The sequence below is a fragment of the Yersinia aldovae ATCC 35236 genome, from assembly GCF_000173735.1.
Taxonomy (GTDB): domain Bacteria; phylum Pseudomonadota; class Gammaproteobacteria; order Enterobacterales; family Enterobacteriaceae; genus Yersinia; species Yersinia aldovae.
Genome location: NZ_ACCB01000024.1, coordinates 37,022 through 59,451, shown reverse-complemented (window position 1 = coordinate 59,451; position 22,430 = coordinate 37,022). Strand labels below are relative to the sequence as shown.

Sequence of the window (22,430 nt, the reverse complement as noted above, 5' to 3'; positions counted from 1 at the left end):
ACGTAATATCACTGTGATGTGATATTACGTAATAATAATATTACACGTTACGAATAATCGCCTGAGAAGTATCTTTAAGCGATTTTATTAGGTTAGATTGTAGTTGACGCGAACCGTTGTAGTTCCCATTAAGAGCGGAGATTTTCGCCAATGTTAGAGGGTTATCCAGTTCCGCAGTATTCTCAAGACTTGTTTTCAGTTCGTCAGCCAATGCCTTAACTTTATCATTCATTAAACCGCCGACTCGGTATGCCATTCCCCATTTTGAATTGGCGCTAGTCGTTTCATATGCACTGGCTTCCCAGTTACCGGTTGGCATAATTCCATCTATCGCAGCCATAATATATATCCTCGTTATTTAGTGTTAGTTTTAAAATGACACTGGATTAAAGTACCAGTGGTTATTATCCAATAGAACATAGCCGTTCGGATTATTAACGAGCGACTTTCCTGCCAGATGATTCGTGCTCAAAGATATAGAGAACTGTATATGACGTACCCCATATCTCTTTGTGAAATGTTTGGAAAAATCAATTGCCGACAGCACCTGCTTATCGTTCAGGCTGGCGTTAATAATAAAAATAGACGTTCCGCTTTTATTGCTCACACGCCACGGCACATTACTTTCTGTCAGACCTTGTTCCGCTTTGCGCAACAGTTCAGTTGCGCTGTAACTCTCTAACTGACTTTTTACCGGGCAACCGAGAAAACGTGTCAGTGTCTGCAAAACCTGTTTATTATCTGGTGCGGGATAGTCGCCTTTTAACCAGCGAATCACAGGCTGACAAGGAAGAGTTAAATCCACTTTCAACAGACCAGGTATTTGCTTGCCAAGCTGAGTTTCGATCTCTTCTTCTAAACTGGTGATTTTTTTCAATGTCACCGGTTCTTGATAATGCTCCCGCAATAAACGCTGGGTACTCCAGTCCAAATCACGCTGTGTTTTTACCAATACCAAACTCTGACCATTTTCACCGGTCGTTACCGTCAATGGAGAGCTGCTGCCCTGAAGTAGGGTTTCCAGTGTTTTGACCTGTCGCGCTTCACTATTGTAGTTCAGTACCTGCCAACCAATAAATGTCGCAAGTACGGCAAGCATAATTCCGGCCACATAAACCGAATTAAACTTACGCTCTGCGGATGGGCTGGTGCGGATATCACTTACTGCATTTTCTACATCAGTTGTTTGCACGTTAAGGGGCACACTCTCCTCACTATTCCACGGGGTGTTCAACATTTTAATCACCACAGGAAACTGCTCAGCCAACATCACTTCTTGAAATATCACCGGTTGTTTAATATCAGGGCAATCACCGTTTAAAGTGAGATACCACTGGTCAACACTCTCAGTTTCCTGCTCTGAAATTACATCATCGTCGCAGACGATCGCCAGTTCATAATTACCCTGTTCACCAGGCAAACAATAGGTGGTGAAGCCGTCACTATCTGTTTCAGTTGAATAGCTTTGCTCAGGGCCAATGACTATCCGGTGGCTACCCGCTTTGAGCATTAATTCATTACCGCTTAGAGGCCCACTGGCAATCCTCATTATTAAGACGCGGTTGTCTGTGTCCCTCATAATATTTTCTCGTTGTACCAAATTGGTGCTAAGTAAAGCCGAGTACGATTTTTTTGTCAGCGGAATTGACCGGACTATTTCTTACCGGGGGGATTTCTAACGGGAGTAATGGCTATTCCGAGTGATTCCGTTTAATAAATCGACGTCATCGGTCATTGTGTTGCAACTCAAATAACGAGCTGGAGACGAAGAGCGATGACAGCAATAAATAATGATTCTAAGCCGGTAACGCAATCGGCCCATTGTTTATCCTTGGAGGATAGCCTGGTGTTGGCTGTACCTGATGATCAGGCGCTGGCGTTGACGTTTCGCTCTGTTTATTCGGGTAAAAACGTCGTAATTACTCAACCTTCACTGTTTATTTGCAACAACCCCGACAAGATTGAGGGAGATAAAACTCACTGGTTTTTACACAGTATCACGTTAGCCAACCTCACCGAGACTCTCGCAACGATTGATTCTGCATTGGGTAAATCATTTTTGGATACTGGAGAAAAAGCATCTGTAGCGGCACGACCGTGGCCAGAGGTGATTTCCATCGATACAACAAATTGTACGACCAAAATGTCAGTGAATAATACAGTGATTGATTTAATTCTGCGTAACCAAATGGAATTCAATACTTGGTGCGATCTATTAAGGAAATATGAAGCCTACGGAATGATGTGCTTTCTATTATCGTCTTCGGAACAAAAAGATAATGTCAGTATTAATTATTTAAGTCAGCGATATGGCGTCTCTGCGGCCTATTTCAGGCAATTGTATAGAGAAAATTTTAAGGCAACAGCCAAGAAAAAAATGATGAGTGTGCGTATGGCATCTGCCGTATTACAACTTATCGAAAGTGAAGGTTCAATCCTTGATGTGGGCCTTGACGCCGGATATTGCTCAGCTTCGCATTTTACTAATGATCTCAAGAAAGAGTTGGGGTTAACACCCTCAGAAATAAGACGTTTGGAGTCTATTTTATATGAAAGTTAAATTTAGAGGAGTGATCTATTTCTCACTCTTTTTGTTAGCGGGCAATATGAGTCCTCTTAATGCAGAGGTAATCACGGCATTACCCGTTGGGCAGGAAAAAGTGAATGACTCCTTTGTCGCCAATAATGTCATGGTCGGTAAGCTGTTTGATGCCGTAGCCGAGCGGCTGGATAAGCCGATTATTCTCAGTAAGTTGGCGGCACAAAAGCGCGTTACCGGGAACTTTAATCTGGCGAATGCTGATGAAATGTTTAAAGCATTGTCCCGACGTATGGCACTGGTGTGGTACGACGATGGCGCTGGAATTTATGTTTATGACAACAGTGAGATGCGCAGTGCCATTGTTCACACCCAGGCTGCTGGCAGTGGGCAGGTGCTTAATTATATTCAGAAAACTGGAATTTATGATAAGCGTTTTCCAGTACGTACCCAAGGCGATAACCGTTTACTGTTTGTCTCAGGGCCACCGCTTTATGTGGAGTTGATTAGTGCCGCTGCGGCGTATCTTGATGAGCGCATTAAGCAAGAGGATTTGGCCAGCGGCGGTGAAGTCGCGGTGATCCCGCTAAAACACTCATCAGTTACTGACCGTACCTATAACCAACGTGGGCAGAGCATTACTATTCCCGGCATGTTAACGGCACTGAATGCGCTGTTCAAAGACAACAATGGTACGGCGGAAAGTACCTTGACGATACAGCCGAGAGAGGGAGAACCCAATATTGAGTCAGGGTTTCCAGTACCACCATCAGTTACCGGGCCACTCAATAGTGCAGTGAAGCCCGCGACTTACTCTAAACGTAGCAGCCCGTTTTCACTGGTGGCGTATCCTGACAGCAATAGTTTGGTAGTGAAAGGCAGTGCAGAACAGATTCGCTATGTTCGTCAGTTAGTACATACCCTAGATAACAGTCGTAGCCAAGTGGAGCTATCACTGTGGATTATCGATGTGACGCAAAGCAAAGTGGACGATCTGGGGGTGCGCTGGGAAGCGGGGAATATCGGTGTGGCTGGCGGTTCAGTCACCTTTAACCGCAGTACGTTAAGTGATAGCAAAACGTTTCTGGCTCAGATAGACGCTATCAGTAAAACCGGTAATGCCCGCATTGTGTCTCGCCCGGTCATCTTGACACAGGAGAATGTTCCCGCGTTATTTGATAACAACACCAGCTTTTATGCTCGGGTGGAAGGGGATCGGGTCGCGACACTAGAACAGGTAACCTATGGCACCATGATCAGTGTACTGCCGCGCCTCTCCGGGGGGAGCGGTGTTGAAATGGAAGTCAATATTGAAGACGGTGGATTAAACCGCGATAACACCGGTAAGGTTGCTGATATCGGCGGGCTGCCGGAAGTTAATCGCACCAATATTAATACTGTAGCCCGCATCGGTCGCGACAAAAGTCTGCTGATTGGTGGATATACCCGAGATCAAGTTGAAGAGGGTGAAACGCGTATTCCTCTGTTAAGCGATATTCCATTGCTGGGTAACTTATTTAAGTATCGTTCGCATAACCAGCAGAAAATGATCCGTATCTTCCTGATTCAGCCACGTTTGCTGGATGAAAATGAAGCCTGGGATGGTCGCCAGTTCTCTGATAATGAACGTTTGACCCGACACGATGGCCAGTTACGTGGCACCGTTGAGTTTCTGAAAAAGTATGCGAGTCAGCCGTGGCAATAGGGCCTGTTGGCGGTAACTCACGCTTTTTAGTGGGGCAACGTGACAAAAGTACCTCGGCAGCACAGGCCAATGATGATGCTGATGAAGCGGCGCGTGGGCAGGGAGTCATTGATAACAGTAGCGAATATGCCTCGATGTCTATGTTGGCGGCCAGCCATGTGCGCCGCCGAGGGCCGACGACTGACCACAAAGAAGAATGGATGCGTTTTTCTGAACGTATTCTGGATAGTGAGGCGGATGAAAAAATCCTGCGAGTTGAGGGTGCGCTTAACGGCAAGTTGATGACGCCACAGCAGCTACGCACTTTTTTGCTCCAGTATTTTACTGATACCAGCGATATGCTGATGGCGTTGGCTGCATTGATTCACCGCAGCCGCTTAAAGCGTAAGCAGCTCGAACAACTGGAGGCATTACGCGAGCAGCTAGAGGCGGAAGACCTCGATCGCCGTGCCCAGGCCGGTATCAATATTGCTCTGGTGGCAAAAGCATTTGCGCAGAAAATGCAGCAATCAGCGGGCAATTTGAGAATGCTGTATCGAGAGTTTCTCAGCTATGACGGCCCGGCAGTTTATCTCTATGAGCAATGGGTAGAGGAGCTGGTGGCCCACGAGCGTGAAAATATCATATGTTACCTGGCACGAGCCTTAGCTTGTGACTTACAAGTATTACCGTTGGGGAGCATTAATGTCAGTGAATTTGGTGCTCTGTTTAATCGTATCAGTCGATTAAGAGAGATGCAGTCACTGGAAGGAATCTTCCGCCAACGCTTTGCGCAGACTGATTTTGCCTTTATTGGTTTGAGCGATGAGAAACTGCTCAGCAAATTATTTACCAGTGGCATTCGTGGTCAAGAGAGTTTTAACGATAACTTGCTCACATTTTATTCACAGCAACTTGGTGCATTAAGCACGGATATGCGCGCACGTTTTTTGCAGATTTTAATTATTGCCTTTTCCGTATTGCCGATAGGTATTTTCCCATCGTTAGAAGAGCGCGAACATCTTATTGACGGATTGAAGGAAAGTATGAGCCATCTTATGGATCAAGAGTTTGCTATGGCTCGACGGGTATTAAATGACAAAGAAGAGAATATTCCATGAATAAGATTAGCGGGCTATTATTAAATATTCGAAATCGTCCTGAATTATTAGTATTGGTCATCATGGTCATGGTCATTGCCATGTTGATTATACCGTTACCGACGATTTTAGTAGATCTGTTGATTGGCCTGAATATTATGATTTCAGTGCTAATTTTTATGGGATCTTTTTATATTACCAGAGCACTGGACTTTCGTTCATTTCCCTCAATTTTATTGATTACAACCTTATTCCGATTAGCATTATCGATCAGTACCAGCCGCCTTATTTTACTGGAAGCTGATGCCGGTGACATTATAGCCACCTTTGGCGAGTTTGTTATTCAGGATAACTTGGTGGTTGGGATGGTGGTATTTGCCATCGTAACTATCGTGCAGTTTATTGTTATTACCAAAGGCTCAGAACGTATTGCTGAAGTGGCTGCGCGTTTCTCACTTGATGCCATGCCGGGTAAACAGATGAGCATTGATGCTGATCTGCGTGCCGGTGTGATCGATGAGGAAACCGTAAAACAGAAACGCAGTGATATGGAAAATGAGAGCCAACTGTACGGTTCTTTTGATGGTGCGATGAAATTCATTAAAGGCGATGCTATCGCTGGGATTATCATTATTTTTGTCAATCTGATTGGTGGTATCTCCGTCGGAATGGCGCAATTAGGCATGGATATGTCTACGGCACTGAATACTTTTACTTTGCTGACCATTGGTGATGGCTTGGTAGCGCAAATACCAGCGCTGCTTATTTCTATTAGTGCGGGTTTTATTGTGACTCGTGTGGGCGGCAATGATAAAAACCTCGGTGAAAATATTGTCTCTGAGTTATTTGCCAAGGATTTCACTATCTTGGTTACCGCTATTATCGTCTGTAGTATCGGTTTCCTGCCAGGGTTTCCTACATCCATTTTCTTGTTCTTATCCGGTTTAATGGTGGCGCTGTTGTGGTATCGCCATCATCAGAAGCGTAAGGATAAAAAACGTGTCTCCGGTGAAGAACACAGTGACGCTGAAGTCAGCTCTGAAGTGGCGGAAGGCGAAACGCGACGAGAAAGTCAGGTATCCGAAGATGAATATGTACCGGAAACGCTGCCCATTATTATTTCGGTGAGCCAGGTACATAAGTCATTGCTGGAGGAAAATAGTTTTCTCTCACGTATTAAGAAAGATATTTTTGTGCGCTATGGCTACCGCATTCCTGATATTGCTATTAACTATTCGCCAGTGGTGCCAAACGACAAAATTATTGTTCTGATTAATGAAATTCGTGCGGGAGATTATAACATTTGCTTTGGTGGTTTACGTCTTCTTACTATAAATGATGAGCTGGAATATCTGGGGCTGGATTTAACCCGTTTTACTGATGAGCATGGTGCCATCAGTACCTGGATTGCCAGTAAACATAAGGAAGAGATTAAACAACTAGGCTTAATGGTGCGTGATGATATTAGTGAAATTATCGACTGTATCGGAACTTTATTATTGCATCATATTAATGAGTTTTTCGGGATTCAGGAAACTAAAAATCTGCTTGACGATCTGGAAAAGAAATACCCTGAATTATTAAAAGAGTGTTATCGCCACGCGACGGTACAAAAGATTACTGAAGTATTTCAACGTCTGCTGATGGAAAAAATCTCCATCCGTAATATGAAACTGATTTTGGAAACTCTTGTGCAGTGGGTGCCAAAAGAGAAGGACAGCATGATGCTGGTGGAATATGTACGTGGTGCGATGGCCCGTTATATCTCATCTCGTTTTGCGACCGACGGTCGATTGAATGTCCTGATGATTAATGACCAATTTGAAGACATGGTTCGCCAAGGGATTCGTCAGGCCTCTGGCGGTGGTTTCCTCAGCCTTGCGCCAGAAAAAACCGATGACATTATTCAGGCATTCGCTCAGGCAGTGGAAAACAGTTATCTCTCTGTTCGAGATATGAATGTACTGGTGCCTGTAGATATTCGTCGTTTTGTGAAAAAAATTCTTGAAAGTCGTTTTCCTGAACTGGAGGTGCTCTCATTTAACGAGATCTCCGAGACAGTGAAAGTGAATGTAATTAAAACCGTGTAAGGAGAACTACCATGAAATACCGTTTTGTTGATGCATTGAATTCTTTTTTATCCACCGAAGGGCGTCAGGATCTCATTAACTCGCAACTCGACTGTCATTCCACTATTCAGTTAGAGCTGAATGAGGCACCACCTATTAATGTTGATCTGTTAACTAACGATATTATTTTATGGAGCAACTTGTCTGAATGCCAAATGGGGCATCTTGAAGCGCTTGGCCACACATTATTGAGTGAGTTACTGGAATATACCCCACGTAATTTTCAGGTCGGGCAGCCCGCATTGAGTTTCATGGATAACACTTTGGTGCTTTCCGCCGTGATGCGTGAGGAAGCGATGAATGATTCACAGTTATTTGCTGACAGTCTAAATGAGTTTTATGAGCGCAGTCATCGACTAACCACGCTGCTGACTGCCTGATTTATGAATCTCTTTGATATCTGCGCGCACCCATCGCGTATCCATGGTTGCTTGATCGAGGCTCCGCTACACGGAGTCTTTATTGGCGAAATTTGTCTGATCGAGCGTGATTTGTGTCAGCCGGAAGTGATTGCTAAAGCTCAGGTGGTGGGTTTTAGGGGAGGGCTTACCATTCTCAGTCTGATCGGGCGAGCACAAGGGCTGACGCGTGAAGTGGTGATCCGTCCCACTGGTCAACCTTTTGTCTTTGTGATGGGAGAGCACTTGGCGGGCAAAATTTACAATGCCGCAGGAGAAGAAGTGGGGGTGCTGAGCAATGTTACTGCATCGTCAGAACCACCACTCACTACTCTGTGTCGAGTTGATAGCCCGCCAGTCAGCGTCAATTTACGCCGCCCGGTTACTACTCCGCTGGTGACGGGGGTCAGAGCTATTGATGGCTTGCTCACCTGTGGTCAGGGGCAGCGTATGGGGATTTTTGCAGCGGCGGGTAGCGGCAAAACCTCCCTGATGAGCATGATAATGAACCATGCGGTGGCCGATATTTGTGTCATTGCGCTAATTGGCGAACGTGGCCGTGAGGTGACGGAATTCATTCATGAATTGCAGGCTTCCCCGCGTGCAGCGCAAACCATTTTGGTGTACGCCACGTCAGACAGCCCTGCGGTTGAGCGTTGTAATGCGGCTCTACTGGCGACGGCGATGGCGGAATATTTTCGCGATCAGGGCAAAGATGTGCTGCTGTTTGTCGATTCCATGACCCGGTACGCCCGCGCCTTGCGAGATGTGGCATTGGCGGCGGGGGAACTTCCAGCACGGCGCGGTTATCCGGCATCGGTCTTCGAGCAACTTCCACTGCTACTGGAACGGCCCGGCGCATTGCAACAGGGTTCCATTACGGCTTTTTATACCGTACTGCTGGAGAGCGAAGAAGAATCCGATCCGATTGGTGATGAGATTCGCTCGATAATCGATGGCCACATCTACCTTAGCGCACAACTTGCCGGGCGCGGTCACTACCCAGCGATTGATGTTCTACACAGTATCAGTCGTGTTTTCTCAAAGGTTACCACACCACAACATCGTCAGGATGCGGCCAAAACGCGCGATATGCTCGCACGACTGGCACAAATTCAGCTCTATCTCGATCTTGGGGAGTACCAGCGCGGTGAGAATACCGACAACGACCATGCATTGGACAACAGAGAAGTGATCGAGTCTTTCTTGCAGCAGCAGATGGAAGAACCCGGCGAGTTTTTAGCTACTCTCAATCAACTCAGTGAGTTGGCAGACTGATGGTAAAGAATCTGCTGAGCCTCACACAACGGCGGCTGGAGCGGATCAAACACGATCAGCAGATGTTACGGCGCTCAATCTTGGCGCTACAGCAGCAGCAGCATGATATCCGCACGCGCATCCAGGTTATGGAAGCTCAAAGCAGCCTGTATGACCAGGCTGCGGAACTAACCCGTGAAGCTTTTTTTGAACGCCAGCGTCATAAGGCGACCTTATTGTCTGAAATTGCCCGTCAGTTATATGACTTGGTAAACGTCCAGACGGAACAGAAGGCGCAAGAGCAGAGGCAAAGGCAGATGCAGCGCCAATTACGAGATACCAACAATCGGTGCGAGAAATTCCGAACTTATCTGAAGCGGGAAAGTACCAGAAGACGTTTAAATAGAGAGCTTCAACAGCAATACGAAATTGAGGAATTATCAACATATGGTGGCGATAAAACAGGTAGCGAATAACGCCCTTCCTGATATCCGAAAAGATGAACCTGCCGCTGTATCCCGGCCAGAAACATTGCGTGGCGATAATGGGCAGGCAGTGAAATCAGTTCAGCAGGAGGCGACAAAAAAAAAATGGCGGAGTTGCTGGCTAAAGCAAAGCAGCGCAAAAAGCAGGCCGAGGAGCAGTTATCGGCCTCCCAGTTTACGCCGATGATGACAACAAAAAGTATGCCGTTAAGTAAACAGATGGCGTTACCGAATATTGCGCAACAACCAGACGCGATGCCAGTACAAAAACAGGGTGTTTGGGTGCCAGGACATAAGGGGGCAGAACGGCCACCGGTTTTAGAGGAAACGCGGACGAAACCTGTTGTGGATAAAGCGAGTGGTGCGGTGGCGACAGAAGTATTGACCAAACTGACAGAAACATTGACGCAGTCGCCTGTTGTCCCGAGAGATAACGGCGAGCAGCCACAGCCTCGTTTGGTTTCAGCAAGCAGAGAGAAGCCGGAGATGTCGACAGTCTCTGTCGCTTCTGTTCCAGGGGTGGAGCAGAAAGAAGAGATGTCTTACACCTCTGTTTCGCAGGAGATGCCTCGTTTTGCAGTTGAACAGCCGATGGTGGCCTCATCTGAGTCTGCACCTGAATTAACATCTTCTTTGCCGCTGGCGGAGAAAAAGGAAAGCACGCTAAACGATAACCGAACACAAGTGCTGACTACGCCGCAATGGGCGGCTCAGGCAGCCACCATCACTCAGCCTGAAGAGGTGAAAACAGCGCCTTCGGCATTGACGGCGGCGTTACCTGAGTCTGCCGCGCCAGAGGGTGAAACTACCGTAGGGCGTCGAACCCTGAGTTACACCTTTACTCAGTGGAAGAACAGCCCGGTGGTGACATTTGAATTATCCAAAGCCGGCGAACTGACCGCAATGACCAACAGTGCTGAAGTTCAGCAGACTTTAGAGAGTCATCACCATTTATTGGAGTCGGAGAATCCGCTGCATTTTCGCGATGAGCGCCATGATGAAGAACGCCGTGGTCAGCAACAGTCAGAGCAGGAGGATGAAACATAATTATGCTGAATATCCGTCGACTCAGTACGCGTCAGGTTCAGGTTACGCGCTGGCAGCAACGCTATCAACCAGACAGAAACGCCATCACTCCCCAAGCGGGAGAGCGTTATTTCCGACTGGAACTGAGCAGTGTCACTGAAAACATTTCAGCCCTGGTTGCGGTTGAAGATTGGTGCCGCTTCTACTGGCCCGAACTGAACAGTTGTGCCTGGCAGGGGCTGGATAACCAAAGCCTGGTTGACATTTTTACTCAAGAAAACAGTAAGCGTACTTTTTTCTCTGACACATTTCGCATAGCAAGCTTTGGGATTGTCGATGGCGAAGAGGTCAATCAGCCTTGGTTAACCGTGGTAGAACCCACACTGGGTACGGTACTAACAGCTTCTCCTTTCAGCCAACTTACGGCACTGCCCGCCGGGCAGCAGGTATGGAAAGGTGTCACTCAGCAGATTGACTGGGTGTTGGGATACAGCCACATCAGCGCCGGATTATTACAATCATTAGCGTTGCGCGATGTGCTCCGTATCCAACAGTTGCAATTGCACTTAATAGTAACGGGTCGCCCGGTGGCCCGCTTTCAAAAACAGCAAGAGGGCGCGTTTGTGATAGAAGAGAATATTGACAATATAGAGGAAGTGGAAGAAACGGTACCCACACTAGATGAGGTGCTGCCTGAAAACTTACCAAGTCACTTCGATGTGACCAAACTGACCGTGAAGTTGACCTTTGTACTGGGCCACAGTGAGATTCCGCTGGAAGAGTTGGCGCATATCCAGCCGGGAGCGGTGTACTCACTGGGGGCGGATAAAGACCGGGAAGTGAAGGTTTACGCCAATAAACAATTGGTGGCTGAAGGGGAGTTGGTCTATATCGGTGATGACGAAGAACTGGGTCTGGAGGTCACAAGGTTGGCGTGCCAGGGCAGCTTGGGGGCATAAGTATTATGCCAACGATACCAGGGGATATCCCGTTACTGGCGATTATCGCATTTTCGACGTTACTGCCTTTTATCATCGCGGCGGGAACCTGTTACCTGAAAATCTCAATCGTGCTCATCATGGTGCGCAATGCTATGGGGGTGCAACAGGTGCCATCCAGCCTGACACTCAACGGGATCGCACTATTATTGTCACTGTTTGTAATGATGCCAGTGATCCAGGATGTGAATCAATATATGCGCACCGAACAGGTTGATTTCAGCAATGTTGATTCGGTGGATAACTTCGTCGAAGGCGGGCTGGGGAGTTACAAAGCCTACTTAAAGAAGTACTCCGATCCAGAATTGCTCAATTTTTTCGAGTCGTTGCAACAAGGGCGTAGTGAAGAACAGGCGATGGACGAGGCAGATACTCGTGAGCCAACATTGTTTTCCCTACTACCGGCTTACGCGCTGAGTGAAATTAAATCGGCGTTTGAAATTGGGTTTTATATTTATCTGCCCTTTGTGGTGATAGACCTGATTATCTCCAGCATTCTGCTTGCATTGGGGATGATGATGATGAGTCCGGTGACTATTTCTGTTCCGGTAAAACTGATCTTGTTCGTGGCAATCGACGGTTGGTCGCTGATTTCCAAGGGGCTGATTATGCAATACATGGAGCTGGCGCAGCATTAGCCAGGTAACAAACTTATGGAAGAAATTATTTACGCCAGTAATAAAGCCATGCTTCTCATTGTGCTGCTGTCGGCGATTCCGGTGATGGTAGCGACGGCAGTGGGCCTGCTTATCGGACTGATTCAGACCGTGACCCAGCTACAAGAGCAGACACTGCCTTTTGGTATCAAATTACTCGCGGTATTTGGCACGCTCTTTATGATTTCAGGTTGGTTGTCGGACAAGATAATGAACTACGCCACAGAAGTGCTGGCCATCGCGTTGTCGCCAGCAGGAGTGGGGTGATGAATCAGGATATGCTGACTTTTTATGTATCGCTCTATTCTACATTTCAGACTGGGCTGATGAAGTTAGCGTTGGCTTGGGTGCGGATTGCGCCGGTATTCTTTTTCTTGCCTTTTCTCAGTAGCAAGTTACTTAACAGCGGCATGATCAAAAACTGTGTTGCCATCTTTCTGGCTCTGGGGCTGTGGCCTTTTTTCTCCGCCCGTGAAATTAACTGGGAAGAGACCAGCCTTGGCGAAATAATTATTTATGAACTGGCAATCGGTTTGGTATTGGCTTTTATCCTGAGCCTGCCGTTTCTTATTGCAAATATTATCGGTGAACTGATCGATAACCAGCGTGGAGCGACCATTAGCGATACCATCGACCCTGCTAATGGTGTGGAATCCTCAGAGATGTCGGTGTTAGTCAGCCATATTGTAGTCATGATTTTCCTGGCGCAGGGGGGGATGTATCAATTGGCGCAGACCCTTGCCGAGAGTTACCGACTGCTGCCGTTTGCGGGTGGATTCACTCATTTTGACAGCCTGCCATTGGGGCGTTGGCTTAACCAGTTAGTGGTGCAGGGCATTATATTAGCCGCCCCTATTCTGGTGACGTTATTTATTACTGAGGTAGCACTGGGGCTATATTCCCGTTTTTGCCCGCAGCTTAATGCCTTTTCATTATCATTAACGATTAAATCTGCTGTTGCATTTATGGTCTTCCTGCTCTATTTCCAGAATGAGGTTCCCTCTATTCTGGCTAATATGATCTCCCTGAGTCCGTTGCACGACATCTTTGGTGTGACGCAGTAATAATCGTGGGGAGACGTTATGGCTGAAAAAACAGAGAAGCCCACAGACAAAAAGATTCGTGACTCGGCGAAGAAAGGGCAAAGTTTTAAAAGTAAGGATATGGTTGCCGCAGTGGTGCTGGTTGCCGGGGCTTTTGCGGTATCGGGTTTTTCCAGTTTGATGGGCTTGGGCAGTTTACTGCAAAAGATTTTGCTTTCACCCTCAGCAATTGGTGTCGAGGCATTACTGGATAAGCTTTACAGCTTGTTTTTATTGGCGGTTGTTCCGGTACTGTTGGCCTGTTTTTACCGGGTGCCATTATTTCGTTGCTACAGAGCCGCTTTCGTTTAGCGACTGAAGCACTAAAAATTGACTTTTCTCACTTAAATCCGATTTCTGGATTTAAAAAGATCTTTTCACTGCGCTCATTAAAAGAGTTGGTGAAAGCGTTTCTTTATTTATTGGTGTTCGGTGCTTCGGCGGCGTTATTCTTTATTTTCTGGCGGCAAGAGATATTTATGCTCTACCGCACGACAATTAATGGGATGATCGGCCAGTGGGGGCACTTGTGTATTACTTTTATTATCGTGTTTTTGGCTGTGGCATTGTTGATTTTGTTAATTGATACCTTGACTGAGTTTTTCCTGTTTATGAAAGATTTGAAAATGGAAAAACAAGAAGTGAAAAAGGAACACAAAGATAACGATGGCGATCCGCATATTAAGAGTGCCCGTAGAGGGTTGCATCAGGAATTATTGTCAGAAGAGGTGAAAGCGAATGTTCGTGACTCAACCTTTATTATGGCGAACCCCACGCATATCGCGATGGCAATCTATTTTAATACGGATATTGCACCGCTGCCGTTTATTATGATGAAAACTAAGGGGTTACAGGCAAAAGCAGTGGTTGCCTATGCCGAAAGCCAGGGTGTACCGGTGGTGAGGGATATTCCTTTAGCACGGCAGCTATGGCGACATTATCGTAAAGACAGCTTTATTGATGAGCAGGGGCTGGATGATGTGATGCATGTCATTAACTGGCTGATACGAGTGGAGTTGGAAAAAATGGGCATTGATGTGGATGCCGCGCTGGAGCTGCTTGAGGAAAACAGTGCTGCCAGTAAGCAGGCACAGCAAGAAACTAACGGCAGTACACCAAGTTAAATTGAATCGTTTTTTATAAGAACTAACCGTTCTAACTATTTATGATGCAAACATCAGCATTGCATCATATTTGAATATTATTAATTAGGAAAATATATGAACAAGAAGCATGATGCAGAACAAAATCAGACAGAAAATATGGATATTGTTTTTGATGAACTTTGCCAGGCATTAATGGACGGAACCAGTTATAAAGATATTCATGGTATCCCACAAAATACTATGGATGGGCTTTATGCTTATGCCTATGAGTTTTATCAACAAGGTAAATTGAGTGAAGCCGAAACGTTTTTCCGTTTTCTCAGTATTTATGATTTTTATAATACTGATTATGTTATGGGGCTGGCAGCAGTTTACCAGCTGATGAAACGTTATGAAAAAGCGGCAGAACTTTATTCACTGGCTTTTGTTTTGGCAAAAGATGATTACCGCCCATTATTCCATGCCGGACAATGTAATTTAATGCTGAAAAAAAGTAGTGCTGCGTTGCATTGTTTTGAAAGTACCTTTAATAAGAGTAATGATTCGGAGTTGCAACAAAAATCCTCCGTATATCTAACCGCATTAAAGAAAAACCTGACAGAGAATGAGCCAGCAGAAGAATAACTCTGATTGAATAAGGTAAATATATAATATGGCCGATATAACGCAGATTAACAGTGATCGAATTAATAATATTCGCGCCTTTACTCAAGGCGTGAATATTAATGCGATACGTAATGATAGCACCAAAAATCTTCTGGCACTGGAGGATGCTTGCCGCGAGCTGGCTTCCACTGAACAAGAGCGGCGTTCTGCCAAAGAGGGCGCGCCACGACTTACGGCACCTAAGATGACCTTGGCGCAGGCTAAAGCTGAGGCTTCAACTTATCAGCAGCCAGCAGAAGAAGCAGGTGCCTCCGCTGCTGCGGGTGCCGCAGGGATGCTTGGCTCAGAGGCAAGCAGCAAGGCTTCTGGCTTTAATGCTACAGCATCGCTGATAGGCTCAATAGCAACACTGCGACAGATATTAAGTAGTGGCAATCTGGCAGAGTTGCGCGGTCGTCTACAAGTGATTAATGCCGAATCCTCTGCCCTGCGCGCACAGGGAGAGGTGCTGTTGTCGGCACTGGAAAACGGGGTCAATGAGTTACAAATTGCCACCGATAAGGTTGAAAAAGGCAATCAGGCCTGGCAACAAAGCAAAGAGACGGTGACAGAGCTGAAGCAACAGCAGCAAGGGATGAAAACACAACTTGTTAGCGCTGAAGATAAATTAAGCAAAACTCAGCAGAAGTTGGCTCAGGCTAGGTCGGAACTGAAGGCACTTCCTACACCACCGCAAACCCCGGCCCAGCAGGCGCAATTTGAGTCGCTGACGGCTGAGATAACCTTACTGAGCAGCGGACAACGTACATTACAAACAACAGTCACGCAGGTGTCCAACAGCCTCACGGCACTGAATGGTAAGCTGAGCCTGGCCGAATCTGACACAGCGCAGCTTCAGGATACTTATGAGCAGGCCCTACAGCAGTCGACGGTTGTCGGTCTAAAGGCAGACAATAATCGAAAAGAAATCAATAACTTTATTGAAAATGCGTCCCGACCGCCAGAAGTTGACGGTGAGCGTTGGGAGAGTTCACTGGCGCTACTGACGCTGTTGACCGCGCAACTGAAGAAGGCGTTGAACGACGACTCAATTAAAAATATGCGTCAACAGCAGGAAGTGATGGCAACCATCAATGAAGCCACACGTAAAGATTCAGAGAAAAAAGCTAAAGAAGCAGAAGAGGCTCAGGCCAAAGCAGAAGAAGGAAATAAAGCGGCTTCTTGTGCCAGTAAGATTTTTGGTTACATCATGCTGGCAGTGTCAGTTGTGGCAACCATCGCCTCCTTTGGTACCGCCGGGCCGCTGATGTTGGCTGTCGCTGCGATTGGTATTGCCATGACGGTGGCCGATATCGTGCTGGAAGAGACTGGACAAAGTGGTCTGATGCAGATGCTATCGGCAGAAATCTCCAAGGGTATTACCAACATGCTGATTGCCTGTGGTGTACCGGCAGAAAAGGCTAAAGAGATTGGTGGCATTATAGGAATGGTCTTGGCGGCCATTGTTTTCCTCGCGATTTCTCTATTTTCGATGTCATCTTTTGCCAAAAATATCGGGCAGACCGTGGCCAATGTCACGAAAAATGTCGGCAAACAAGTGGCCGGCCTGATGAAAAGCGCGGTGAAAGCGCTGCCGCGTGATTTCATTAATGCCGCAGGCAAAATGGGGAGCAAGGTGGCTAACCTCAGCAAGCCATTGACAAATATGGCTGGCAAAGCTGGCAACATGGTTAAAGTCAGTGATGTAACCGCACGTAAAATAGAAATAGGCCTTAACAGTACCAATATGGTGCTTGGGGTGACTAATGCGGCGGTCAGTGGCGGGCTGAGTTTACATGCTAATTCTTTTATCCGTGATATGAAAGAGATGCTGGCGGGCATGATGCTGAACACTGCTTTTATCCAGGCGCTCGATGAATTATTAAAGGCGTTAATTAAGTCAATGTCTAAAAGCCATGAACAGCTCAATGAGATGTTTGAGGGCATGATGACAGCATTAAATGAGTCCGGCGCGGCGAAAGCCAATATGATGAAAAGCAGCAGCTTTGTTTAATTTTAGGAGAAACTATTTATGAATGTACAAATTAATAACCCAACTCTACATCGTTCTGCCATCAATATTGACCCCAATCAAGAACTGCTGTCTCAGTTACAGGGACCAGAGCAAAATGCTACCGGCAAGCTGGCCCTGCAAGATGTCGAGATGGCAACCAGAGAATTTGGCAGTGCTGGTGGTAAACCGCAATTGCCGCTTCCTACTGTGGCGATAAATCTTGACCAGATGTCGACACAGATTGGTGAACTGCTCACGGATGTAAAAACCAGCCGTTCGGATAATTCTTCCGTACTATCGCGACAGCAACAAGTACTGACGGCGGTGCTGCAACGAGAAAACGCTAAAGTCGATATGAGTGCCAGTGACCGCATCCAGTTTGATGCACTGGTAGCAGATCCTGAGCAACAGCGTCAGTTGGCGGTATTTGCTCAGGCGATGCTGGCCGATTTCTTACAAGAAGAAGTCAAAAAAGTCGGCACCGGACAGGAGGGGGGGATCAATAAAATTGAATCTGCGGACTCGGCAAAACAACTTAAATTTATCGGTATCCAGTCCAGCGACATGATGCACTTTTTGCTGAGTATGTTACGTCAGGTAATGGCGGAACTGAATATTGCTGAACGTAACATTCATACTATGTTCAATACGTTGAATGCTGAGATGACTCAGATGGCCGCGGATTCAACTATTCGTGAAGGCAAAGAGATTTACCGAAGTGCCGTCATCGGTTTCTGTACCAGCTTTGGGGTTACTCTGGCAGGATCTGCCGTGCAGACCGGGATCACCGTTAAGCAACATCAGGCAGTTAATAAACATCTGAAGCCCGCCAATCAGCACCATGCAAATGCAAATGAACTCAAACTTGCGATGCATCAAACTGGCGCGTCAGCCAAGAGTACCGTCAGCCACACTGGCGCGGATGGGAAAACCTTGACACAAGTTGCGACACCGAGCAAAACCGAACAGGCGCGATTTAAGCAGCAACAGCAGCAAAGAGTGAATGAAGCAGAGAGCACGGGTAATTTGCAGCGACAGAAATTTGATCAGAAAAACGCTGACCTTAGCACTGCAAAAAGTGTGGCGGATCAAAGCACGCGCTTGTCAGATAACATGGGGCAGATGGCCAGTGCTTCTAATACGCAGGAAGTCAAACGGGCTGAAGCGGATAAAATGATGGAGAGCTCCGCGTCAGATGCGGCCCGTGGTGTTGCTAATGATAAAGACAAACAGATTGATAAGTTATTGCAGGATCTGAAAGAGATTCTGGGGATTTTGAGTGGCCTGGTTAATGATACCGGATCTACCCTTCGCAACATTGTTATGCGGGGTTAAGGAGGAATCAATATGGGACTTGATATTTCATCCATGCATCATGCTGCGGAACCCTGGCTCGCTATGAATAGTATGGGGGCTAGTGCCCCCGAAACGAGCACCCAGGAGATACCCGTGAAAGATATGAATCTCTCTGCCTTGTATCAACTTGGGGACGATCCTTATATACAAGCACAACAGGTTATAGACAGCAATCCTAAAGCGTTCAAACCGCCCGCGTCGCCTGTTCCCCATGCGTTTCCTAAGTTACCGGCAGAGATGGAAATGAAGGCGCGGGAGAATACCCGTATGGAAAAAATCAGTAGCGACGACTACCAAGCTAATTTTAAAAAATTTGCCGCGGAAATGGATCTGGCCGAAGCAAAAGGACTGCGTGCAAAAAAAAATGATCAAGGGACGCCAGCCCATATCAAGGCGCTGGAAGACATGATTGGCAATATTCATGATAATTATCAGAAGACTTATGCCAAAATTAACCAGAAAGCCGCGGAGTATATGAAAGATGTTAATACCGCCATCGGGAAAATAAGCGACCTTATAAAATCAGGTAGTGAGGGTAAAATAAAGTTACACGCTTATAATTATTTAGATGAGATGAGAGTTACACTTGAAAAATATACGGGTTTCGATACGGCTAGTGATAACCCACACTTTGTAAATTGGGCAAATAGCAATAGTCCATCTTTACCCATTCATACTTTCGCTGGTGATGATAGTGCGCTAGGCTTTTGGCACGAGAAACTAGGAGATGGTTTTATTGTACAACGAGGCTCCTCTGGGGATATCGAGATATTGCCCGATTTAAAACCTATCAGAAACATATTTAATAGTGTCATTGAGAGTGCGAAAAATAACACTTCTAACGGATATGAATGGGGGGATGTAAATATGTCTTCTCAAGCGTTTCAGAGTTTGCAAGCCTCTATCGATAGTCAGAAAAACACCGTAAATAGCAGTGTGTCACAATTGCTAGAGCGATTTCGTCAGGATAATAGTACCTTTGAAACATTTATTCAGTTGCTGGTACAAATGACGAAAGATTTACATCAGTATAATCTAGGTTATATACAATAAATAAATGGTGGCAGGGTTTATGGCCTGCTACTTATTCAGGCAGCGTGACGCAAACCCGTAATAATATAATCGTCTTAAAATATTTAGACAGCGGTATGCCGCAGAGTGCTGGATATTTTTTTTGAAACCGGTGCGCACTGTTGTATTGCAAATTTTTTAAACTGTTTATAAAAGGTAGGTTATTTATGATTGCGCAGCCGACTTTACAACGCTCTCAATCCTGTATGCCACGAATTGGTCTTGGTAAATCTTCTGCTCCGAATCAGAATACTGTGGCGAGAAACCTCTCTGGGATTTCAGTGACCAATTCACAACTTTGCCCAGTTTCCTTCGAAGAAGGGGGGGTTAGTGGTAGAGTTTTCTATTTCGAATCAAACTCTGTTAATGGTCAACCATTAAGGGACGTGAATAGTGCCATCCATATAGAGACCTTTTTCAATAGCTTGCAAGAAAAGGGTGTCAAAATCGATAATTTAGATGAATTCACCAAGGTGATGAATCAAGGTGGCGATAGTGGTTTAAAAAATCAACATTAAAATATGGCACCAAAGTGGCGCTAACATTATTTAATGCTTTGCCTACAGGAAAGCAAAATGATGCATTGATGGATAAGGCACAGAGCTTCTATAATGCGATGGATAAGTTATCCCAAAAACCTGATTCCACCGCAAATAAAAATTTAGCATATAATGCGTTAAAAATATTCACTTCTGATATTTATAACGAGATGGGTTTCTCTGAGAAAACCGGACAGGAAGCTAACTTGGAAAAGTTTTGCTCAGACTATCTTGATCGCTCTGTTTATTCGGATGTTATTGCTAAGCTGGCGAGTGTATTGTCACCTGAGCGTCTGGAAGAGTTAAAAAATAATCCAGAGAAGGTCGTTGAGCATCTTTATGTTGACCAAAATAGATCTAATGACTCTATAATTAAGGAGTTGAAGAAAGAGTTTTTTGGGCACAAAAATACAGGCGATCAAATGGTGGTAATGTCTTCACTGATCCAGGCATTGGAGCAAAAAACGCAAATGATTGCGGGGCTTATTACAAACGCTGAGGCCCAGGAAACATCACCTCCTGCCGAGCTTGCCGCCGACAATGATATAGGGCAGTCACACCCAGTTGATGGTAATAAAGCGGCTAGTCCTGGGCCTGCCGCGTCTAATATTACTAATATTACTAATAATTATTATATTACTTATAATGCGCCGCCACCGACCTCAAATAATGTTTCGACCATTAATATTAATTTGTCAGGCACGACGGCCACCACTAAACCTGAGAATGGCAAGCCTCAGAGTACAGCGACCAATCAAACACAAGCAGATATGGCGCACTCTTCTACTCAATTATTCGATGTAGTTGATAGCTCGCCAATGCCGTCATCAGAATTTACCACTGGCGGTACGGGTAAGATTGAGCAGGTCAAGCAAGATGCGTCTCAAGTGAGTGATACACAGGGTTTATCCGCAGCAAAAGATATTCCTGTGTCGGATAATGTGTTGAACTCAGAGGAGGTGTCGGGAGACGCTGGCGATACTAAACAGATGCCTCCGGCTAAGCTGGTGACGGGGAAGTCTTATAATGCTCAGGGGACTTTATTCGGTATGGATGCATTGGCACCATCCAATCTACACACAAGTTCTGATGTGATAACGACTTCTGGCGGGCAGGTTTCCGATCTTGCTGGAAAACAGCGTTATGCCAAGGAGAATATTGAGGGAAAACAGCCCAATGTAGTCAATAAATTTGGGACTGCATTTCAAGGGATGATGCCAAAAAGTCCTGCGGCCACAGCATTACGCGGTACGGGTAAGACTGAGCAGGAGGTGCCACAAGTGAGTTATAAAGCGGATTCACTCGTACCAGTAAATAAACCTAACTTTATTACTACGCTGGATATTCAAGTGAATTCAGACGGAACATTGCAACAAACTGCGGATGGTATTTATCATACGGTTCCCGCTATGGTCGAGGCTGAGAGCCAGCTTAATAAGGATACGGCAAAACCGAACCCTGCGACAACAGCCGCCTCCGATGCGACTAAGATTCAGCAGAATGTGCCGCCCGTGAGTTATAAGGTGGATTTAAACGTACCAGCAAAAAAAACTAACTTTATTACTACGCTGGATATTGAATTAAATTCAAACACAACAGCCAATCACGCTGATGGTATTAATCCAGTGGTTTCCGCGACTAAAGTAACGGCTGACAAGCGTGTTAATCCGTGGGGGGCTGAGTTGAGTACTAATAAGCCAGCACCATCCAAGCTATACACCAGTTCTGATGTGATAACGACTTCTGGTGGGCAGACTCGCGATCTCGCTGGGAAAAAACGTTACCAGTTGGGGGACTCGTCGCAAAAAAATGTCTCTTCGGTCAATGCGTTTGGTAATCAGTTTGTTGGAGTTGGAAAAAATACTCCGATCCCTGAGTTGACGCAATCCTGGAGCAATAACAAGGGTGCTAATGTGGTACTGACTCAAGAGGGCGCAGGGACTCGCGGTCTTACTGAGAAAGATCGATATCGCGCGGGTAAATTCACCAATAGTAGTTCACCCAATAACCCGCAAGAGGCTAAGTGATGCAACCAGAAAACCCTCAAGAATGCTGGCTTAAGTCAGAGTTAACGCAGATTCGCGCCTATGCAGGCGCGATACAAAGTTGGGATTTGCAATCGCGCCTGATTATCGATCTCCACCTCGATTCGCTGGAGATGTTGGAGTTGGTATCCGCAGTGGAAAAATATACGGAACAGCCTCTGGATGATCAAACCTGGATGAAATGGCAGCGAGTACAGGACGTGCTGGATTATTTGCAACAGGTAAACAGGCCGCAAGTGGCCACACTGTAACGCTTTACAACAGCCAGGGAAGGCTGTTCAGTTATAGTCAGTTGGTCAG

Annotated in this window: 21 protein-coding genes and 1 pseudogene; 20 read left to right on the top strand and 2 right to left on the bottom strand. The window is 46.0% G+C overall.

Annotated elements, in window-relative coordinates; translation table 11 throughout:
* Nucleotides 1-40: 40 nt before the first annotated feature.
* Together YALDO0001_RS12330 and YALDO0001_RS12325 are read right to left on the bottom strand one after the other, a co-directional pair.
* On the bottom strand, nt 41-340 hold the full coding sequence (locus YALDO0001_RS12330) for an EscF/YscF/HrpA family type III secretion system needle major subunit (RefSeq protein ID WP_004703640.1): 300 nt from the start codon (nt 338-340) through the stop codon (nt 41-43).
* A gap of 30 nt (nt 341-370) precedes the next feature.
* The gene (locus YALDO0001_RS12325; RefSeq protein WP_042839953.1) at nt 371-1,579 is read right to left on the bottom strand and encodes a PrgH/EprH family type III secretion apparatus protein; all 1,209 of its coding nucleotides are present in this window, start codon (nt 1,577-1,579) and stop codon (nt 371-373) included.
* 195 nt (nt 1,580-1,774) lie between these two features.
* On the opposite strand from YALDO0001_RS12325, the gene YALDO0001_RS12320 reads away from it, so the two are divergent.
* The 20 genes and pseudogenes from YALDO0001_RS12320 to YALDO0001_RS12225 all read left to right on the top strand — a co-directional run bounded on the left by YALDO0001_RS12320 (nt 1,775) and on the right by YALDO0001_RS12225 (nt 22,381).
* Nucleotides 1,775-2,560, top strand: a complete 786-nt coding sequence (locus YALDO0001_RS12320) for a helix-turn-helix domain-containing protein (RefSeq protein ID WP_004703637.1) — start codon at nt 1,775-1,777, stop codon at nt 2,558-2,560.
* Nucleotides 2,550-4,244 carry a type III secretion system outer membrane ring subunit SctC gene (gene sctC / locus YALDO0001_RS12315; protein ID WP_042839951.1) on the top strand — a complete coding sequence of 565 codons (1,695 nt, stop codon included), beginning with the start codon at nt 2,550-2,552 and terminating at the stop codon, nt 4,242-4,244. The genes YALDO0001_RS12320 and sctC overlap by 11 nt, the downstream gene beginning before the upstream one ends.
* On the top strand, nt 4,235-5,344 hold the full coding sequence (sctW, locus tag YALDO0001_RS12310) for a type III secretion system gatekeeper subunit SctW (protein ID WP_042839949.1): 1,110 nt from the start codon (nt 4,235-4,237) through the stop codon (nt 5,342-5,344). The genes sctC and sctW overlap by 10 nt, the downstream gene beginning before the upstream one ends.
* Nucleotides 5,341-7,413 (top strand): EscV/YscV/HrcV family type III secretion system export apparatus protein, encoded by a 2,073-nt coding sequence (locus YALDO0001_RS12305; protein ID WP_042839948.1) that lies wholly within the window; start codon nt 5,341-5,343, stop codon nt 7,411-7,413. Before sctW ends, YALDO0001_RS12305 begins: the two co-directional genes overlap by 4 nt.
* An 11-nt stretch (nt 7,414-7,424) precedes the next feature.
* Nucleotides 7,425-7,832, top strand: a complete 408-nt coding sequence (locus tag YALDO0001_RS12300) for an InvB/SpaK family type III secretion system chaperone (RefSeq protein WP_004703626.1) — start codon at nt 7,425-7,427, stop codon at nt 7,830-7,832.
* A gap of 3 nt (nt 7,833-7,835) precedes the next feature.
* A complete protein-coding gene (sctN, locus tag YALDO0001_RS12295) occupies nt 7,836-9,128 on the top strand; it encodes a type III secretion system ATPase SctN (RefSeq protein WP_042839946.1) in 1,293 nt (430 codons plus the stop codon).
* Nucleotides 9,128-9,583 carry a SpaM family type III secretion system protein gene (locus tag YALDO0001_RS12290; RefSeq protein WP_042839945.1) on the top strand — a complete coding sequence of 152 codons (456 nt, stop codon included), beginning with the start codon at nt 9,128-9,130 and terminating at the stop codon, nt 9,581-9,583. Before sctN ends, YALDO0001_RS12290 begins: the two co-directional genes overlap by 1 nt.
* 114 nt (nt 9,584-9,697) lie before the next feature.
* On the top strand, nt 9,698-10,639 hold the full coding sequence (locus tag YALDO0001_RS12285) for a SpaN/EivJ family type III secretion system needle length determinant (protein ID WP_004703622.1): 942 nt from the start codon (nt 9,698-9,700) through the stop codon (nt 10,637-10,639).
* Nucleotides 10,640-10,641: 2 nt separating this feature from the next.
* Nucleotides 10,642-11,577: a FliM/FliN family flagellar motor switch protein gene (locus tag YALDO0001_RS12280; RefSeq protein ID WP_004703621.1), complete on the top strand. Its 936-nt coding sequence runs from the start codon at nt 10,642-10,644 to the stop codon at nt 11,575-11,577.
* A 14-nt stretch (nt 11,578-11,591) separates the two neighbouring features.
* On the top strand, nt 11,592-12,254 hold the full coding sequence (locus YALDO0001_RS12275; protein ID WP_186367104.1) for an EscR/YscR/HrcR family type III secretion system export apparatus protein: 663 nt from the start codon (nt 11,592-11,594) through the stop codon (nt 12,252-12,254).
* 15 nt (nt 12,255-12,269) lie between these two features.
* On the top strand, nt 12,270-12,539 hold the full coding sequence (gene sctS / locus YALDO0001_RS12270) for a type III secretion system export apparatus subunit SctS (protein WP_042546901.1): 270 nt from the start codon (nt 12,270-12,272) through the stop codon (nt 12,537-12,539).
* Nucleotides 12,539-13,336 (top strand): type III secretion system export apparatus subunit SctT, encoded by a 798-nt coding sequence (gene sctT / locus YALDO0001_RS12265; RefSeq protein WP_004703616.1) that lies wholly within the window; start codon nt 12,539-12,541, stop codon nt 13,334-13,336. The genes sctS and sctT overlap by 1 nt, the downstream gene beginning before the upstream one ends.
* A gap of 18 nt (nt 13,337-13,354) precedes the next feature.
* A pseudogene (locus YALDO0001_RS12260) lies at nt 13,355-14,478 on the top strand (EscU/YscU/HrcU family type III secretion system export apparatus switch protein).
* 96 nt (nt 14,479-14,574) lie between these two features.
* Entirely contained in the window at nt 14,575-15,084 is a 510-nt protein-coding gene (gene sicA, locus YALDO0001_RS12255) for a type III secretion system translocator chaperone SicA (RefSeq protein WP_004703613.1), read from the top strand.
* 28 nt (nt 15,085-15,112) lie between these two features.
* Entirely contained in the window at nt 15,113-17,119 is a 2,007-nt protein-coding gene (gene sctE, locus YALDO0001_RS12250; RefSeq protein WP_004703612.1) for a type III secretion system translocon subunit SseC family protein, read from the top strand.
* An 18-nt stretch (nt 17,120-17,137) separates the two neighbouring features.
* Nucleotides 17,138-18,454, top strand: a complete 1,317-nt coding sequence (locus YALDO0001_RS12245; RefSeq protein ID WP_004703611.1) for an IpaC/SipC family type III secretion system effector — start codon at nt 17,138-17,140, stop codon at nt 18,452-18,454.
* 12 nt (nt 18,455-18,466) lie between these two features.
* On the top strand, nt 18,467-19,528 hold the full coding sequence (locus YALDO0001_RS12240) for an IpaD/SipD/SspD family type III secretion system needle tip protein (RefSeq protein ID WP_042839943.1): 1,062 nt from the start codon (nt 18,467-18,469) through the stop codon (nt 19,526-19,528).
* A 185-nt stretch (nt 19,529-19,713) separates the two neighbouring features.
* Nucleotides 19,714-20,064, top strand: a complete 351-nt coding sequence (locus tag YALDO0001_RS12235; RefSeq protein WP_042839941.1) for a hypothetical protein — start codon at nt 19,714-19,716, stop codon at nt 20,062-20,064.
* A 14-nt stretch (nt 20,065-20,078) separates the two neighbouring features.
* Nucleotides 20,079-22,112: a hypothetical protein gene (locus YALDO0001_RS12230; protein ID WP_004703607.1), complete on the top strand. Its 2,034-nt coding sequence runs from the start codon at nt 20,079-20,081 to the stop codon at nt 22,110-22,112.
* Nucleotides 22,112-22,381 (top strand): acyl carrier protein, encoded by a 270-nt coding sequence (locus YALDO0001_RS12225; RefSeq protein WP_042839939.1) that lies wholly within the window; start codon nt 22,112-22,114, stop codon nt 22,379-22,381. Before YALDO0001_RS12230 ends, YALDO0001_RS12225 begins: the two co-directional genes overlap by 1 nt.
* The last annotated feature ends 49 nt before the right edge of the window (nt 22,382-22,430 follow it).

Excerpts from the sequence above, each read along its gene's own strand:
- YALDO0001_RS12225 (WP_042839939.1), top strand. The coding sequence starts at position 22,112 with ATGCAACCAGAAAACCCTCAAGAATGCTGGCTTAAGTCAGAGTTAACG.
- sctT (WP_004703616.1), top strand. The coding sequence starts at position 12,539 with ATGAATCAGGATATGCTGACTTTTTATGTATCGCTCTATTCTACATTT.
- YALDO0001_RS12320 (WP_004703637.1), top strand. The coding sequence starts at position 1,775 with ATGACAGCAATAAATAATGATTCTAAGCCGGTAACGCAATCGGCCCAT.
- YALDO0001_RS12240 (WP_042839943.1), top strand. The coding sequence starts at position 18,467 with ATGGGACTTGATATTTCATCCATGCATCATGCTGCGGAACCCTGGCTC.
- YALDO0001_RS12290 (WP_042839945.1), top strand. The coding sequence starts at position 9,128 with ATGGTAAAGAATCTGCTGAGCCTCACACAACGGCGGCTGGAGCGGATC.
- YALDO0001_RS12245 (WP_004703611.1), top strand. The coding sequence starts at position 17,138 with ATGAATGTACAAATTAATAACCCAACTCTACATCGTTCTGCCATCAAT.
- sctN (WP_042839946.1), top strand. The coding sequence starts at position 7,836 with ATGAATCTCTTTGATATCTGCGCGCACCCATCGCGTATCCATGGTTGC.
- YALDO0001_RS12280 (WP_004703621.1), top strand. The coding sequence starts at position 10,642 with ATGCTGAATATCCGTCGACTCAGTACGCGTCAGGTTCAGGTTACGCGC.
- sctS (WP_042546901.1), top strand. The coding sequence starts at position 12,270 with ATGGAAGAAATTATTTACGCCAGTAATAAAGCCATGCTTCTCATTGTG.
- sicA (WP_004703613.1), top strand. The coding sequence starts at position 14,575 with ATGAACAAGAAGCATGATGCAGAACAAAATCAGACAGAAAATATGGAT.
- YALDO0001_RS12300 (WP_004703626.1), top strand. The coding sequence starts at position 7,425 with ATGAAATACCGTTTTGTTGATGCATTGAATTCTTTTTTATCCACCGAA.
- sctE (WP_004703612.1), top strand. The coding sequence starts at position 15,113 with ATGGCCGATATAACGCAGATTAACAGTGATCGAATTAATAATATTCGC.
- YALDO0001_RS12330 (WP_004703640.1), bottom strand. The coding sequence starts at position 340 with ATGGCTGCGATAGATGGAATTATGCCAACCGGTAACTGGGAAGCCAGT.
- YALDO0001_RS12235 (WP_042839941.1), top strand. The coding sequence starts at position 19,714 with ATGATTGCGCAGCCGACTTTACAACGCTCTCAATCCTGTATGCCACGA.
- sctC (WP_042839951.1), top strand. The coding sequence starts at position 2,550 with ATGAAAGTTAAATTTAGAGGAGTGATCTATTTCTCACTCTTTTTGTTA.
- YALDO0001_RS12305 (WP_042839948.1), top strand. The coding sequence starts at position 5,341 with ATGAATAAGATTAGCGGGCTATTATTAAATATTCGAAATCGTCCTGAA.
- YALDO0001_RS12325 (WP_042839953.1), bottom strand. The coding sequence starts at position 1,579 with ATGAGGGACACAGACAACCGCGTCTTAATAATGAGGATTGCCAGTGGG.
- YALDO0001_RS12285 (WP_004703622.1), top strand. The coding sequence starts at position 9,698 with ATGGCGGAGTTGCTGGCTAAAGCAAAGCAGCGCAAAAAGCAGGCCGAG.